The following is a 12,579-nucleotide window of genomic DNA, read 5'->3' on the forward strand; positions in this document are numbered from 1 at the left end:
CTGTTACCCTGCGGCACAGATTATGGCTGCGTGCCAGTCTACGGCAAGCACCGTAGCATGAGCCCAATCGATGACAAGCATGTCGACTATTAATGACCACTGATGGTCTAACCGTGAAAGCCCCGATAGAGTTCAGGGCATTAGAGGTTCACTAGGCGAGGTTTGCGATGTCCCGCATGATCCGTTTCCACAAGTTCGGTCAGGCCGAGGTGCTCAAGATCGAGGAGCTGCCCGTGCCTGCGCCGGCTGCCGGGGAGGTGCAGATTCGCGTCCAGGCGATTGGCGTCAGTTGGTACGACGTGCTCTGGCGGCAGAACCTGGCACCGTCCCAGGCGCGCCTGCCGGTCGGTATCGGCCATGAAATGGCCGGTGTGGTGACCGCGGTGGGCGAGGGCGTCGACGACCTGGCCGTGGGCGACAAGGTCGCCAGTTTTCCGGCCACCAGCCCCAACGAGCATCCGGTCTACGGCGAGATCATCGTGCTGCCGCGCACGGCACTGACCCGCTACCCGGACATCCTCAGCCCGATCGAGGCCAGCGTGCACTACACGCCGTTGCTCATGGCTTACTTCGCCTATGTCGACCTGGCTCGCGCCAGGGCCGGGCAGACCGCGCTGATCACCGACGCCAGCCACTGCGCCGGGCCGTCGTTCGTGCAGCTGGGCAAGGCCCTGGGCCTGAAGGTGATCGCCGCCACCCGCGAGGCCGACGAGCGCGAGCCCCTGCTCAAGCTGGGTGCCGACAAGGTGATCGTCACCGAGGAGCAGGACCTGCTCATGCAGATCAACAAGTACACCGACAACCGCGGTGTCGATATGGTCCTCGACGGTCTCGGCGGGCCGCAGATGTCGCTGCTCGGCGATGTTCTGGCGCCGCGCGGCAGCCTGGTGCTGTACGGCCTGCAGGGTGGCAACCAGACGCCATTCCCGGCCTGCGCCGCGTTCCAGAAGAACATCCAGTTCTTCGTCCACTGCATCAGCAACTTCACCGGCAAGCCGGAGCTGGGCATCACCCAGGACCAGGTCGCCCTGCACCGCGCGCTGCGGGATATCAACCAGTTCACCGCAGACCGCCAGTTGCTGCCGCAGATCATCCAGGTCTATCCGTTCGAGCAGGTCGTGGAAGCCCACCGGCACATGGACGAATGCCCTTGCGGCGGACGTGTCGTGTTGCAATTGCCGGACGCCTGATACCTGCTGTTGTCACCCTCCCTGTCGTGCCCGAGCATCTGCTCGGGCTTTTTGTGAATATCGCTTTCTTAAATTTCAGAAATTTCCTATCAGTCTTATAGGGACTAAGGACATGGCTTGGGCTATGTTGTTCCTGTCGGAATGCAAGTACGGCAGTGTCCGTAGAATTACCTTTGGTTGTGCGCAAATCACCGTACACAACGTGACACGTACTTCTTCGCTACCAGAAATTGTTCTGCCCTTTGTCTCAAGGAGCGAGATATGCCCGTTGAATTTGCCGGCCGGGCCGCAGCCCTGGCAGCGTTGCCCGCTATCGGCCGCAGGAAGGTTGCATCGCGACGCCCTACAACTTGCACATTGATTTTGTAGGAGCGTAGGAAGTTTCCTTCAATCGAGTTGCTGTGCCGTCCGGTAATACTTACGTTGAACTTCGCGTATGTACTTTTTCGGTTGGCCATCAAGTTTTTAATGGTTGCGAAAATTATCAGGGAAATGAATATGGGCGCGATTCACGACCAGGCCATGCAGTATGTCTATCAGCAAGTGTTGCAACGGGTGCTGGAACGCATGACCCAGGGGCAGCGTGCCTCCTTGCAGCTGCTGATCCAGCGCTTGCTGGTAATTGCCGGCGGCCTGGAGTGCATCGGCGGGCTCAAGGTGATGCTGGTGCACACCGGCAGCCAGGACAGCACCCAGAGCCTGGCCTTTCTACGCGCAGCGCAACTGACCCTGGCGGCGCGCTCGCCAGGTACCTTCACCCTGCGTATCGCCACCGCGCGGCACAGTGATATGCCAACGGTGGTGCTGAGTAATATCGAACGCGCCTTCGCCGCGCTGGTGGTGCATGACGATCCACGGATCGAACTGCTGATGCTGGAGGACGGCCAGGTTCGTGCCTTCGATGCGCGCCAGCCGATCTGTCGCAGCCAACAGCAGGCCGACCGGCACGCGGTGCTGATGGCCGGGCACCTCACCGGTGGTGATGGGCGCATGGCCTTGGGCCACCGCCATTACCTGGACCTCGCCGACCTGCATCGTCTCGGCGCCGCCTGGAACGGTGGGGTGGATGTGCTGATCAGCGGCGCGCCGGGCCGCGAGCGCAAGCGCTTCATGGCCACTGCCCTGCGCATGATGCGTGCGGTCGGGGTGCCGCGGGTGCGGCCGGTCGAAGCCTTTCCCCGGGCGTTGTTCGAGGTGGTCGCGGGGATCCGCGACGAGTACCGCATGCCCCGGCCCCAGGACAGTACGGCCGAGGCCAAGGGGTTCGACACGCGTCAGCGCATGCCGCGCTTCATCGCCATCGACGACCTGACCTACGACCCGGCCTGCGGCCATGGCCGCCTGCTCACCGAACTGTTGCGCTTCGAGCATGACCCATGGGCTTTCGGCTTCCCCCGTTGCGAAGTCGGCAATCCCTTGCTGCGCATGCACCTTGCCGGGCTGCGCAGGGAGTTCATCGAGGACGGCAGTTACCAGGACAGCCTGGACCTGTACCTGCAGCGCAGCGAGGCGGGAATGCAGGACCAGGGGTTGCCGGCGGTCCTGCGCGAGGATCTGCTCGGACCCTGGCGAGAGGCTGAAGACCTGCAGCAGGTGCGCCGTCTGGCCGGGGACTTCGCCTCACAGGCCTGGGGTGTCAGCGAGGCGCAATGGGTATGCCTTCTGTTTGCGCCGATCGTCGAGCAAGGCCGGCGCCTGGAGGATTTCCTGCGTCGCTGCCACCCCGGCATGCTGGTTGCGCTGCCGTACCTGCACAAGGCCCTGCAAGGGCAGCCGGCCACCGATCCGGTGATGCAGTGGCTGACGGGAACCACCGGGTTGCCGATGGAGACATTGCGGGCGCTGTATCGCAGGTCGCCCCTGGTGGGTCCGGCAAGATAGAACACGCGACGCGGGTTAGCGTGACGTTCGGCCCAAGCCATGGCTCCAGGCGAACCGGTACACCTGATCCGGCGGCGCCGCCTCGCACTTGCGGTTATCCGCATCGCCGCCCACCACATACCAGCGTGCCCGCGAGGTATCGCCCAGCTTGCGTGCCTTGCCGACATCGAAGCAGCGCTGCAGCCCGGTCTCCGGCAGCAGGGCGAAGGTACCCGGATGCTGGCGCATCCAGAACAGCGCGTTCTCGGTGGTGGAGCGGGCAAAACCGAAATGCACGATCGGCTGCCGGGCGAACAGCCAGTGCCCCTCGCGCCACTGCACCAGCGCCAGCTCGGCGCCGCCGGTAACCTCGGCGGCTTCGGCCATAAGGATCTCATGGGGATTGCGCCCTTCCTTGAAGGGTTCCACCACGCCGCGCATGAACCACAGGGCGAACCACACCACCGCCAGCATGATGAACACCTTGCGCCACGCCGCGCGGCCCTGGAACCAGCGCCCCAGCACCCACGGCAGCACCGGCGCAATCGCCAGCACCAGGCCGGGCAGGGCGGGGAAGATGTACAACTTGCGCTTGCCACTGCTCAGGCTGAAGAACAGCAGCACCAGCACGACCCAGCCAAGCAGTACCAGAAAGCGCCCGTCGTGCTTGCGCAGTTGTCGGCGCCACGCCGGTATCGTCCACGGCAGGACCAGGAGCAGCGGTAGCCAGTACTTGGGAATCACGCTGTTGAAGAAGTACCAGAACGGCTCGCGATGGTCCCAGGCATTGGTGTAGCGGGCAGCGGTCTGGCGCAGGAGGATCTCCTTGAGGTAGGCCAGTTCCGCCGCACCCCCGCCATGGGCGATCGATGCCAGCAAGGGCAGCAGCCAGAACGCACAGCCACCCAGCATGTAGACCAGCCCCAGTGCCCAGCGCCAGCCCTGGCCGGGCATGATCGCCACACCGGACCAGCGCCGATGCACAGCCCAGGCGTAGGGCAGCAGCATCAACGCCGGAAGGAAGCCAACGCCCTTGCTGATGATGCCCAGGCCCATCGCCACGCAGCCCGCATGGAACCAGCCCCAGGCCGGCCCCAGCAACAGATGCCTGATCAGCCCGTAAAAGCCCAGGGCCACCCACAGGCAGAGAAAACTGTCGATCTGCCCGGTGCGCAGGATGCTGTAGCTCTGGTAGGTGGCGAGGAACAGCAGCGCGGCGATGCGTCCGACGCGGCGGTTCCACAGGCGCCGGCCAAGGTCATAGAGCACTGCGGTGATGGTCGCCGCCGACAACAGCCCCGGCAGGTACAGAGCGACCTTGGGCAGCCCGGTCAGCACGGTGAAGAGCGCCACCGTCCACATGAACAGGGGCGGCTTGTCGCCATAGATCTCCCCCGCACGATGAGGGATGAACCAGTCGCCGTTCTGCAGCATTTCCAGGGCGACGCCCAGGAAGCGTTCTTCATCCACGTTCATCGGCTGGCGCCAGCCGATCCCGGCGCCAATCAGCAGCACGGCAAGGATGACCAGGGCCAGGCCTTCGCCCCTGGCGGTTGCGAACCTGGACATCGGCTAGGGCTCCTGCGGCTTGTCGCGCGCGATCAGTTGCAGGTTGCGCAGGTAGACCAGGAAACCGAAGGACTGGCCGATGATGAACACCGGGTCTTCGCGGTAAATGGCGTAGCTCAGCAGCAGGGCGCTGCCAAGCATGCTCAGGTACCAGAAACCCACCGGAATCACGCTGCGCCGCTTGAACTCGCTGTACAGCCATTGCAGGACGAAGCGGCCGGTGAACACGGTCTGGCCGGCGAAGCCGACGATCAGCCAAAGGGTTTCCCGGGTCATTCTGCGAGCTCCTGCGCCTGGGCATCGAGGCGCGTGCGGCGGATCAGCCACCAGACCCCGACCAGGTCGAGGATGCCGACCAGGGCGCGGTCGATATTGCCGTATTTGGAGGTGCCGGCCCGACGGTGCCGGTGGTTGACCGGATGCACCTGCATGCGTCCGTTATGGCGCAGGACCAGCGCCGGGATGTAGCGGTGCATATGGTCGAAGTAGGGCAGGCGCAGGAAGGCGGCGCGCTCGATCAGCTTCAGGCCGCAACCGGTGTCCGGGGTGGCGTCCTTGAGCAGGCGCCGGCGTAGGCCGTTGGCCAGGCGCGAGGCCCAGCGCTTGCTCGCGGTGTCTCGACGGTTGACCCGATGCCCAGCCACCAGTTGCAGGCCAGGCGTTTTACGGGCCAGTTCGAGCATGCCGGGAATATCCGCCGGGTCGTTCTGGCCGTCGCCGTCCAGGGTCGCCAGCCATGCGCCTCGTGCGGCCTGGGCGGCATGCCATAGCGAGGTGCTCTGACCGAGCGAACGATCGTGGTGGAGAATGCGCAGTTGCTCGAAACCCTGGGCCTTGAGACGTTGCAGCACCGCCAGGGTCTGATCCTCGCTGCCGTCATCGACCACCAATACCTCATAGCGCTCGTGACCCAGGGCGCTGCGGATCTCGGCGAGCAAGGGCGGCAGGTTTTCGGCTTCGTTTTTCGCCGGAATCAATACCGAAACGTCGATCATCGGGGTTACCTGAAGGCTTGAAGGGAAGGCTGGACGCGGTAGAAATCGCGGTACCAACCCACGAACCGGCCGACGCCGTGTTCGAGGGATATGCCGGGTGAGAAATCGATCCAGCGCGCCAGGGACGATACGTCGGCCCAGGTTTCCAGTACGTCGCCGGGCTGCAGCGGCAGGTAATTGCGCCGCGCCCGGAGGCCCAGGGCTTTCTCCAGGCAGTCGACGAACGCCAGCAGGCGCACCGGCTCGCCACGGCCGATATTGAACAACTGGCAGGGCGGGCTGCTGCTGGTGGCCAATGGCGGCTTGAGGCGCAGGCGCAGCAGGCTTTCGACGATATCGTCGATATAGGTGAAGTCGCGGCCCATCAGGCCGTGGTTATAGAGATCGATGGGGCGGCCGGCGAGCATCGCCTCGGTGAACTTGAACAGCGCCATGTCCGGGCGTCCCCAGGGGCCGTAGACGGTGAAGAAGCGCAGGCCGGTCATGGGCAGGCCGTACAGATGCGCATAGCTGTGGGCCATCAGCTCGTTGGCGCGTTTGCTCGCGGCATACAGGGACACCGGTTGCTCCACCGGGTCCTCGACTGCGAACGGTAGCTTGGCGTTGGCACCGTACACCGAGCTGCTGCTGGCGTAGACCAGATGACGCGGCGGGTGCTGGCGGCAGGCTTCGAGGATGTTGAGAAAGCCCACCAGGTTGGCCTGGGCGTAGATCCCAGGATTGTCCAGCGAGTAGCGCACGCCGGCCTGGGCTGCCAGATGAAAGACCTCGCTGAAGTCGAAGCCCGCGAATAACGCCAGCAGCTCGGCCTGGTTGGCGATCTCCACCTGCCGGAAACGGAAGTTCGGCCACTGCGCCAGCTGTTGCAGGCGGGCGTGCTTGAACTCGACGCTGTAGTACGCATTGAGGTTGTCGATGCCGACCACCTCCAGGCCCGCCTCGCACAAGCGCCGGGCCAGATGGAAACCGATGAAGCCGGCGGCGCCGGTGACGAGGACGGGCATGGTGTGGGGCGGATCCTTGGAGGGCTGGCTGAAGGAAAATGGCAGCTATTTGTTTAAGCTTTGTTAACGAAGCTGTAATGGATGTGGCGTTTTTTCATTGCGCCTGCTGGCCTCATCGCTGGCAATCCAGCTCCCACAGGTCCTGTGTGCGCCGCTAACCCTGTGGTAGCTGATAGGGCCAGTAAGGGCACCGAGTGGGTGCGGGTTGGGCCTCGATCCGATCCACGGTGATTGTCAGCAGCTACTATCTGTATGTATAACCAGTGCCTGATTTCCCAGGTACTGCTCGCCCGTGATCGCCGATTCCCGCAACGACCCCTTCTACTACCTGCACAACTTCCTCCAGGTGCTGGACTGGCTGCACCTGCGCTATGCCGATGTGCTGGATGCCGAGGAGCGTGGCTTCATCGACGGGTTTCGCCTGTTGCCCAAGGCCAGCCAGGCGCTGCTGGTACGCATGGTGATGCGCAAGGGCCTGCTGTTTCGCGAACGGCGCCTGAGTTATGGGGAGATCGGCTCCACGGCGCAGGCCATGGCGCCGTTGCTGGAGCTGGGCTGGGTCGATAGCGAGGCCCCGCTGGCCCTGGAGGAGCTGTTCCAGCTCCTGCTCAAGGACGAGATCGCCCGTTGTTTCGCTGCCCATCTGAGCCGCCCGAACGCTGCCAAGCAGGAGCTGTTCGAGCAACTGCGCGAAGGCTTCGCCGAGCCCCGGCCCCTGCGTGAGTGGTGGCCCGATGCTCCCGATCCGGTCTATGCCCTGCGCCAGCAGGCGGTATGCGACCGCCTGCGCTTGCTGTTCTTCGGCAACCTGTACCAGGACTGGTCGGAGTTCGTTCTCGCCGACCTCGGCGTGCTGCGCTACGAGCAGGTTCCCTTCAGTTCCGACTGCCGGGCCTTGCGCGGCCGTGACGATATCGAGCTGTGCCTGGCCCTGCATGCCTGCGCCGAGCAACTGGAAGGCGAGGTGGACGTCGATGCGCTGCTCGCACGCCTCGACGGCATGAACACCGAAAACCCCTGGCTGCAACGGCGTCGGGCCAAGCTGCATTACCAGCTCGCCTACCTGTGCGAGCGCGCCGGCCATCTGGAGCGGGCGCTTTCGATCTATTCCGGGTGCGCCCATCCCCAGGCCCGCGAGCGGCATATCCGCGTGCTGGAAAACCGCGGCGAGTACCAATCGGCCTTCGACCTGGCGACCCAGGCTGCCGAGCGTCCCGGCAACGCCGCCGAAGCCCAGGCCCTGGGGCGCATCCTGCCGCGCCTGAAACGCAAGCTCGGTGGCCCGCCGCAGTCCCGGCGCAGGGCCCAGGCCATCAGCCGCCTCGACCTGATCCTGCCGGCCGAGTGGTCCGCCCTCGGCGTCGAACAGGCGGTGCTGGTGCATTTCGAAACAGCCGACGCCCCGGTGCATTACGTCGAAAACACCCTGTTCAACAGCCTGTTCGGCCTGTTGTGCTGGCCGGCCATCTTCGCGCCGCTGCCGGGCGCCTTCTTCCACCCGTTCCAGAGCGGCCCGCAGGACCTGCACGACGCCGGCTTCCACCAGCGCCGCGCCGGGTTGTTCGCCGACTGCCTGGCGCAACTGGACGACGGCCGCTACCGCCAGGCCCTGCGTGACACCTACGCCGCCAAGCACGGCCTGCAATCGCCCTTCGTCCATTGGGAACTGCTAAGCCCGCAATTGCTCGACCTGGCAATCGACTGCCTGCCGCCGGAGCACCTGAAGCAATGCTTCCTGCGTCTGCTGGAAGACATCCAGGCCAACCGCGCCGGCATGCCCGACCTGATCCAGTTCTGGCCTGCGCAAAAACGCTACCGGATGATCGAAGTCAAAGGCCCCGGCGACCGCCTGCAGGACAACCAGCTGCGCTGGATCGAGTTCTGCACCCTTCACGGCCTGCCCGTGGATGTCTGTCATGTGCAATGGGCCGCGGCATGACCTACAAGGTCGCGGTGCGCACGCTTTGCGAATTCACGGCCAAGGTCGGTGATCTCGACCTGCGTTTCACCCCGTCGCCCACTGCCCAGGAGGGCATTGCCGGGCATCGGCGGGTGGTATCGAGGCGGGGCGAGGGCTACGAGGCGGAAGTGGCGCTGGAGGGCGTTTTCGGCGAACTGGAGGTACGCGGACGTGCCGACGGCTACATCCCGGCGCGCAACTGCCTGGAAGAGATCAAAACCCATCGCGGCGACCTGGCCAGCCAGCCAGACAACCACCGGCAACTGCACTGGGCACAGGCGAAGATCTACGGCTGGCTGATGTGCCAGCAGCGTGGGCTGGAATCGATAAACCTGGCGCTGGTCTACCTGGACGTGGACAGCGACCAGGAAACCCGTTTCGAGACCAGTGCCAACGCCTCCGAACTGCGCGCGTTCTTCGACGAGCAGTGCGGCCGCTTCATGCAATGGGCCGAGGCGCAATCGCAGCGCCTGCTGCTGCGCGATGCCGGCCTGGGCGCCCTGGGTTTTCCCTGGCCGTCCTTTCGCAAGGGCCAGCGCGAACTGGCGGAAACCGTGTACAAGGCGGTCAGCACCGGCCGCTGCCTGATGGCCCAGGCCACCACCGGCATCGGCAAGACCCTCGGCACCCTGTTTCCGCTGCTCAAGGCCATGGCCAGGCAGCCGCTGGACAAGATTTTCTTCCTCACCGCCAAGACCCCGGGGCGTGGCCTGGCGCTCGATGCCCTGCGCCAGGTCATGGCGGCCAGCCCGGAACTGGCCCTGCGCAGCCTGGAACTGGTGGCACGGGACAAGGCCTGCGAATATCCCGGCACCGCCTGCCATGGCGAGGCCTGCCCGCTGGCCAGGGGTTTCTATGATCGCTTGCCGGCGGCCCGGGCCGCAGCGATGCAGGTGCCGCTGCTGGACAAGGCGCAGGTTCGCGAGCTGGCCCTGGCCCATCAGGTCTGCCCCTATTACCTGGCCCAGGAGCTGGCGCGCTGGGTCGATGTGCTGGTGGCCGACTACAACTACTACTTCGACCAGAATGCCTTGCTCTACGGCCTGGCGCAGACCGATCAATGGCGTGTGGCGGTCGCTGTGGACGAGGCGCACAACCTGGTGGAGCGGGCCCGGCAGATGTATAGCGCCAGTCTCGACCAGTTTCACTTGCAGGCCCTGCGCCGCGATCCACCGGCGGGCCTGGGCAGTGCTTTGCAGGGGCTGAACCGCGAGTGGAACCGCCTGTACAAGGACCAAATCGCCCCCTACCAGGCCGGCGAGCAATTGCCGGCTGCCTTTATCAACGCGCTGTTGCGCGTGGTCGGGCTGGTCCAGGAACTGATGAACCGCACCCCACAGGCGGTGGACCCGGCGCTGTTGCAGTTCTTTTTCCAGGCCTTGCAGTTCGTGCGCCTGAGCGAGGTGTTCGACCAGCATTTCCTGTTCGATATCAGCGTGCGCGGGGCACGGCGCAAGCGCCTGGCGACCCTGTGCCTGCGCAACGTGGTCCCGGCCCCGCTGGTCGGCCCGCGGATGGAGGCGGCCCGCAGCGTCACGCTGTTCTCCGCGACCCTCAACCCCCGGCATTTCTACGCCGACCTGCTGGGCATGCCCGCCGACACCGCCTGGCTGGAGGTGCAGTCTCCATTCGCGGCCGAGCAGTTGCAGGTGCGCATCGTCAGCCAGGTATCGACCCGCTACCAGCACCGCCAGGCCTCGCTGGCGCCCATCGTCGAGCTGATCGCCGGGCAATACCGCGAGCGCCCGGGCAATTACCTGGCGTTCTTCAGCAGCTTCGATTATCTGCAGCAGGTGTCCGGGCTGCTGGCCGAGCGTCACCCGGGCATTGTGCAATGGGCGCAGTCTTCGGGGATGGACGAGGCGCAACGCCAGGGCTTTCTCGAGCGCTTCGTCGAAAACGGGCAGGGTGTCGGTTTCGCCGTGCTGGGCGGTGCCTTCGCCGAAGGCGTGGACCTGCCCGGTACGCGCCTGATCGGCGCCTTCATCGCTACCTTGGGCCTGCCCCAGGTCAACCCGGTCAACGAGCAGCTCAAGCAGCGCATGGGCGCACTGTTCAGTTCCGGGTTCGACTACACCTACCTCTACCCGGGGGTACGCAAGGTGATCCAGGCAGCGGGCCGGGTGATCCGCGGCACCGAGGACCGCGGCATGGTCATGCTGATCGACGACCGCTTCGCCGAAGCGCGTATACGCCGCATGTTCCCGACCTGGTGGGCACCGCAGGACAATTAGCTGGGCGTGGGAATCTTCGCCATCGCCAGACAGTCGAAGTGCCAGTAAACTCCCGTTTTTTCACCACCCTGATTTTCCATTCTTGAGGTTTTGCATGAAGCTCAGTCCTCTGGCGGGCAAACCGGCCCCGGCCTCCATCCTGGTCGATATCCCGCGCCTGCTGACCGCCTACTACACCGGCCAGCCCGACGCCGCCGTGGCCACCCAGCGTGTCGCCTTCGGCACCTCCGGCCATCGCGGCAGTTCCCCGGACCTGAGTTTCAACGAGCATCACGTCCTTGCCATCAGCCAGGCCATCTGCCTGTACCGCCAGGCCCAGGGCATCGACGGGCCGCTGTTCATCGGCGCCGACACCCACGCCCTGTCGACCCCGGCGCTGGCCAGCGCCCTGGAAGTGCTGGCGGCCAACGGTGTCGAGGTGATGCTGTCGAAGGACGACGAATACACCCCGACCCCGGCGGTGTCCCACGCCATTCTCTGCTACAACCGTGGCCGCACCTCGGGCCTGGCCGACGGCATCGTCATCACGCCTTCGCACAACCCGCCGCAAAGCGGTGGCTTCAAGTACAACCCGCCCAATGGCGGCCCGGCCGACAGCCACGTGACCAAGTGGATCGAGGCCAAGGCCAACGAACTGCTGGCCGAGGGCCTCAAGGGCGTCAAGCGCATGCCGTACGAGCAGGCGCTGAAGGCTTCCACCACCCATCGGCACGACTACGTCGGCACCTATGTTGCCGACCTGGTCAACGTCATCGACTTCGACGCCATCCGTGGCGCCAACCTGCGCCTTGGCGTGGACCCGCTGGGCGGCGCCGGGGTGCGTTACTGGTCGGCGATTGCCGAGCACTACAAGCTGAACCTGGAAGTGGTCAACCGCGAGGTCGATCCGACCTTCCGCTTCATGTCCGTGGACTGGGACGGGCAGATCCGCATGGACCCGTCGTCGCCCTATGCCATGCAAGGCCTGATCGGCCTGCGCGAGCGCTTCGACGTGGCCTTTGCCTGTGACCCGGACCACGACCGCCACGGCATCGTCACCCCGTCCGGACTGCTGGCACCGAACAACTACCTGGCGGTGGCCATCGACTATCTGTTCCAGAACCGTCCGCAGTGGCGTGCCGACGCGGCAGTGGGCAAGACCGTGGTCAGCAGCGGCCTGATCGACCGCGTCACCGCACGCCTGGGCCGTCGCCTGTATGAAGTACCGGTGGGCTTCAAGTTCTTCGCCGACGGCCTGTTCGACGGCTCCCTGGGCTTTGGTGGCGAGGAGAGCGCCGGCGCGTCCTTCCTGCGCCTGGATGGCAGCGTCTGGGCCACCGACAAGGACGGCCTGATCCCGGCCCTGCTGGCGGCCGAAATGACCGCCCGCACCGGTCGCAACCCGGCCCAGGCCTATGCCGCGCTGACCGCCGAACTGGGCGAGCCGTTCGCCACCCGTGTCGAGGCCAAGGCCAACCCGCAGCAGAAGGCGCTGCTGAGCAAGCTGGCTCCGGAGCAGGTGAAATCCACCGAACTGGCCGGCGAACCGATCCAGCAGATCCTCAGCCATGCCCCGGGTAACGACCAGGCCATCGGTGGCCTGAAGGTCATGACCGCCAACGGCTGGTTCGCCGCACGCCCGTCGGGCACCGAGGACATCTACAAGATCTACGCCGAAAGCTTTATCGACGATGCGCATCTGCAGCGTCTGGTGGGCGAGGCGCAGGAACTGGTGGACAAGGCCATCGCCTGATGGCTTGAGTCCCCTATCGCTGGCAAGCCAGCTCC

At 65.2% G+C, this 12,579-nt stretch carries 9 protein-coding genes; 5 read left to right on the forward strand and 4 right to left on the reverse strand.

Annotated elements, in window-relative coordinates; all coding sequences use genetic code 11:
- Nucleotides 1-167: 167 nt before the first annotated feature.
- Complete coding sequence (locus ACPFMA_RS13500; RefSeq protein WP_009406939.1) at nt 168-1,190, forward strand: zinc-dependent alcohol dehydrogenase family protein; 1,023 nt, start codon at nt 168-170, stop codon at nt 1,188-1,190.
- 498 nt (nt 1,191-1,688) lie between these two features.
- Nucleotides 1,689-3,071, forward strand: a complete 1,383-nt coding sequence (locus tag ACPFMA_RS13505; protein ID WP_425930498.1) for a hypothetical protein — start codon at nt 1,689-1,691, stop codon at nt 3,069-3,071.
- 15 nt (nt 3,072-3,086) lie between these two features.
- On the opposite strand, the gene ACPFMA_RS13510 is transcribed toward ACPFMA_RS13505, so the two are convergent.
- Genes ACPFMA_RS13510 through ACPFMA_RS13525 form a run of 4 tightly spaced genes read right to left on the reverse strand, consistent with a single transcriptional unit; the run spans nt 3,087 to nt 6,618 of the window.
- A complete protein-coding gene (locus ACPFMA_RS13510; RefSeq protein ID WP_425930499.1) occupies nt 3,087-4,619 on the reverse strand; it encodes an ArnT family glycosyltransferase in 1,533 nt (510 codons plus the stop codon).
- 3 nt (nt 4,620-4,622) lie between these two features.
- Entirely contained in the window at nt 4,623-4,895 is a 273-nt protein-coding gene (locus ACPFMA_RS13515; RefSeq protein ID WP_279899855.1) for a lipid-A-disaccharide synthase N-terminal domain-containing protein, read from the reverse strand.
- The gene (locus ACPFMA_RS13520; RefSeq protein WP_420056597.1) at nt 4,892-5,614 is read right to left on the reverse strand and encodes a glycosyltransferase family 2 protein; all 723 of its coding nucleotides are present in this window, start codon (nt 5,612-5,614) and stop codon (nt 4,892-4,894) included. Before ACPFMA_RS13520 ends, ACPFMA_RS13515 begins: the two co-directional genes overlap by 4 nt.
- A 5-nt stretch (nt 5,615-5,619) precedes the next feature.
- Complete coding sequence (locus ACPFMA_RS13525; RefSeq protein ID WP_425930500.1) at nt 5,620-6,618, reverse strand: NAD-dependent epimerase/dehydratase family protein; 999 nt, start codon at nt 6,616-6,618, stop codon at nt 5,620-5,622.
- A gap of 292 nt (nt 6,619-6,910) precedes the next feature.
- On the opposite strand from ACPFMA_RS13525, the gene ACPFMA_RS13530 reads away from it, so the two are divergent.
- From ACPFMA_RS13530 to pgm, 3 genes are all read left to right on the forward strand, one after another.
- A complete protein-coding gene (locus ACPFMA_RS13530; RefSeq protein ID WP_425930501.1) occupies nt 6,911-8,557 on the forward strand; it encodes a VRR-NUC domain-containing protein in 1,647 nt (548 codons plus the stop codon).
- The gene (locus ACPFMA_RS13535) at nt 8,554-10,812 is read left to right on the forward strand and encodes an ATP-dependent DNA helicase (RefSeq protein ID WP_425930502.1); all 2,259 of its coding nucleotides are present in this window, start codon (nt 8,554-8,556) and stop codon (nt 10,810-10,812) included. Before ACPFMA_RS13530 ends, ACPFMA_RS13535 begins: the two co-directional genes overlap by 4 nt.
- A 94-nt stretch (nt 10,813-10,906) precedes the next feature.
- Nucleotides 10,907-12,544, forward strand: a complete 1,638-nt coding sequence (gene pgm / locus ACPFMA_RS13540; RefSeq protein WP_425930503.1) for a phosphoglucomutase (alpha-D-glucose-1,6-bisphosphate-dependent) — start codon at nt 10,907-10,909, stop codon at nt 12,542-12,544.
- Nucleotides 12,545-12,579: the final 35 nt, after the last annotated feature.

Source organism: Pseudomonas sp. NyZ201 (genome assembly GCF_049860765.1).
Taxonomy (GTDB): domain Bacteria; phylum Pseudomonadota; class Gammaproteobacteria; order Pseudomonadales; family Pseudomonadaceae; genus Aquipseudomonas; species Aquipseudomonas bharatica.

Excerpts from the sequence above, each read along its gene's own strand:
- ACPFMA_RS13500 (WP_009406939.1), top strand. The coding sequence starts at position 168 with ATGTCCCGCATGATCCGTTTCCACAAGTTCGGTCAGGCCGAGGTGCTC.
- ACPFMA_RS13505 (WP_425930498.1), top strand. The coding sequence starts at position 1,689 with ATGGGCGCGATTCACGACCAGGCCATGCAGTATGTCTATCAGCAAGTG.
- ACPFMA_RS13510 (WP_425930499.1), bottom strand. The coding sequence starts at position 4,619 with ATGTCCAGGTTCGCAACCGCCAGGGGCGAAGGCCTGGCCCTGGTCATC.
- ACPFMA_RS13515 (WP_279899855.1), bottom strand. The coding sequence starts at position 4,895 with ATGACCCGGGAAACCCTTTGGCTGATCGTCGGCTTCGCCGGCCAGACC.
- ACPFMA_RS13520 (WP_420056597.1), bottom strand. The coding sequence starts at position 5,614 with ATGATCGACGTTTCGGTATTGATTCCGGCGAAAAACGAAGCCGAAAAC.
- ACPFMA_RS13525 (WP_425930500.1), bottom strand. The coding sequence starts at position 6,618 with ATGCCCGTCCTCGTCACCGGCGCCGCCGGCTTCATCGGTTTCCATCTG.
- ACPFMA_RS13535 (WP_425930502.1), top strand. The coding sequence starts at position 8,554 with ATGACCTACAAGGTCGCGGTGCGCACGCTTTGCGAATTCACGGCCAAG.
- pgm (WP_425930503.1), top strand. The coding sequence starts at position 10,907 with ATGAAGCTCAGTCCTCTGGCGGGCAAACCGGCCCCGGCCTCCATCCTG.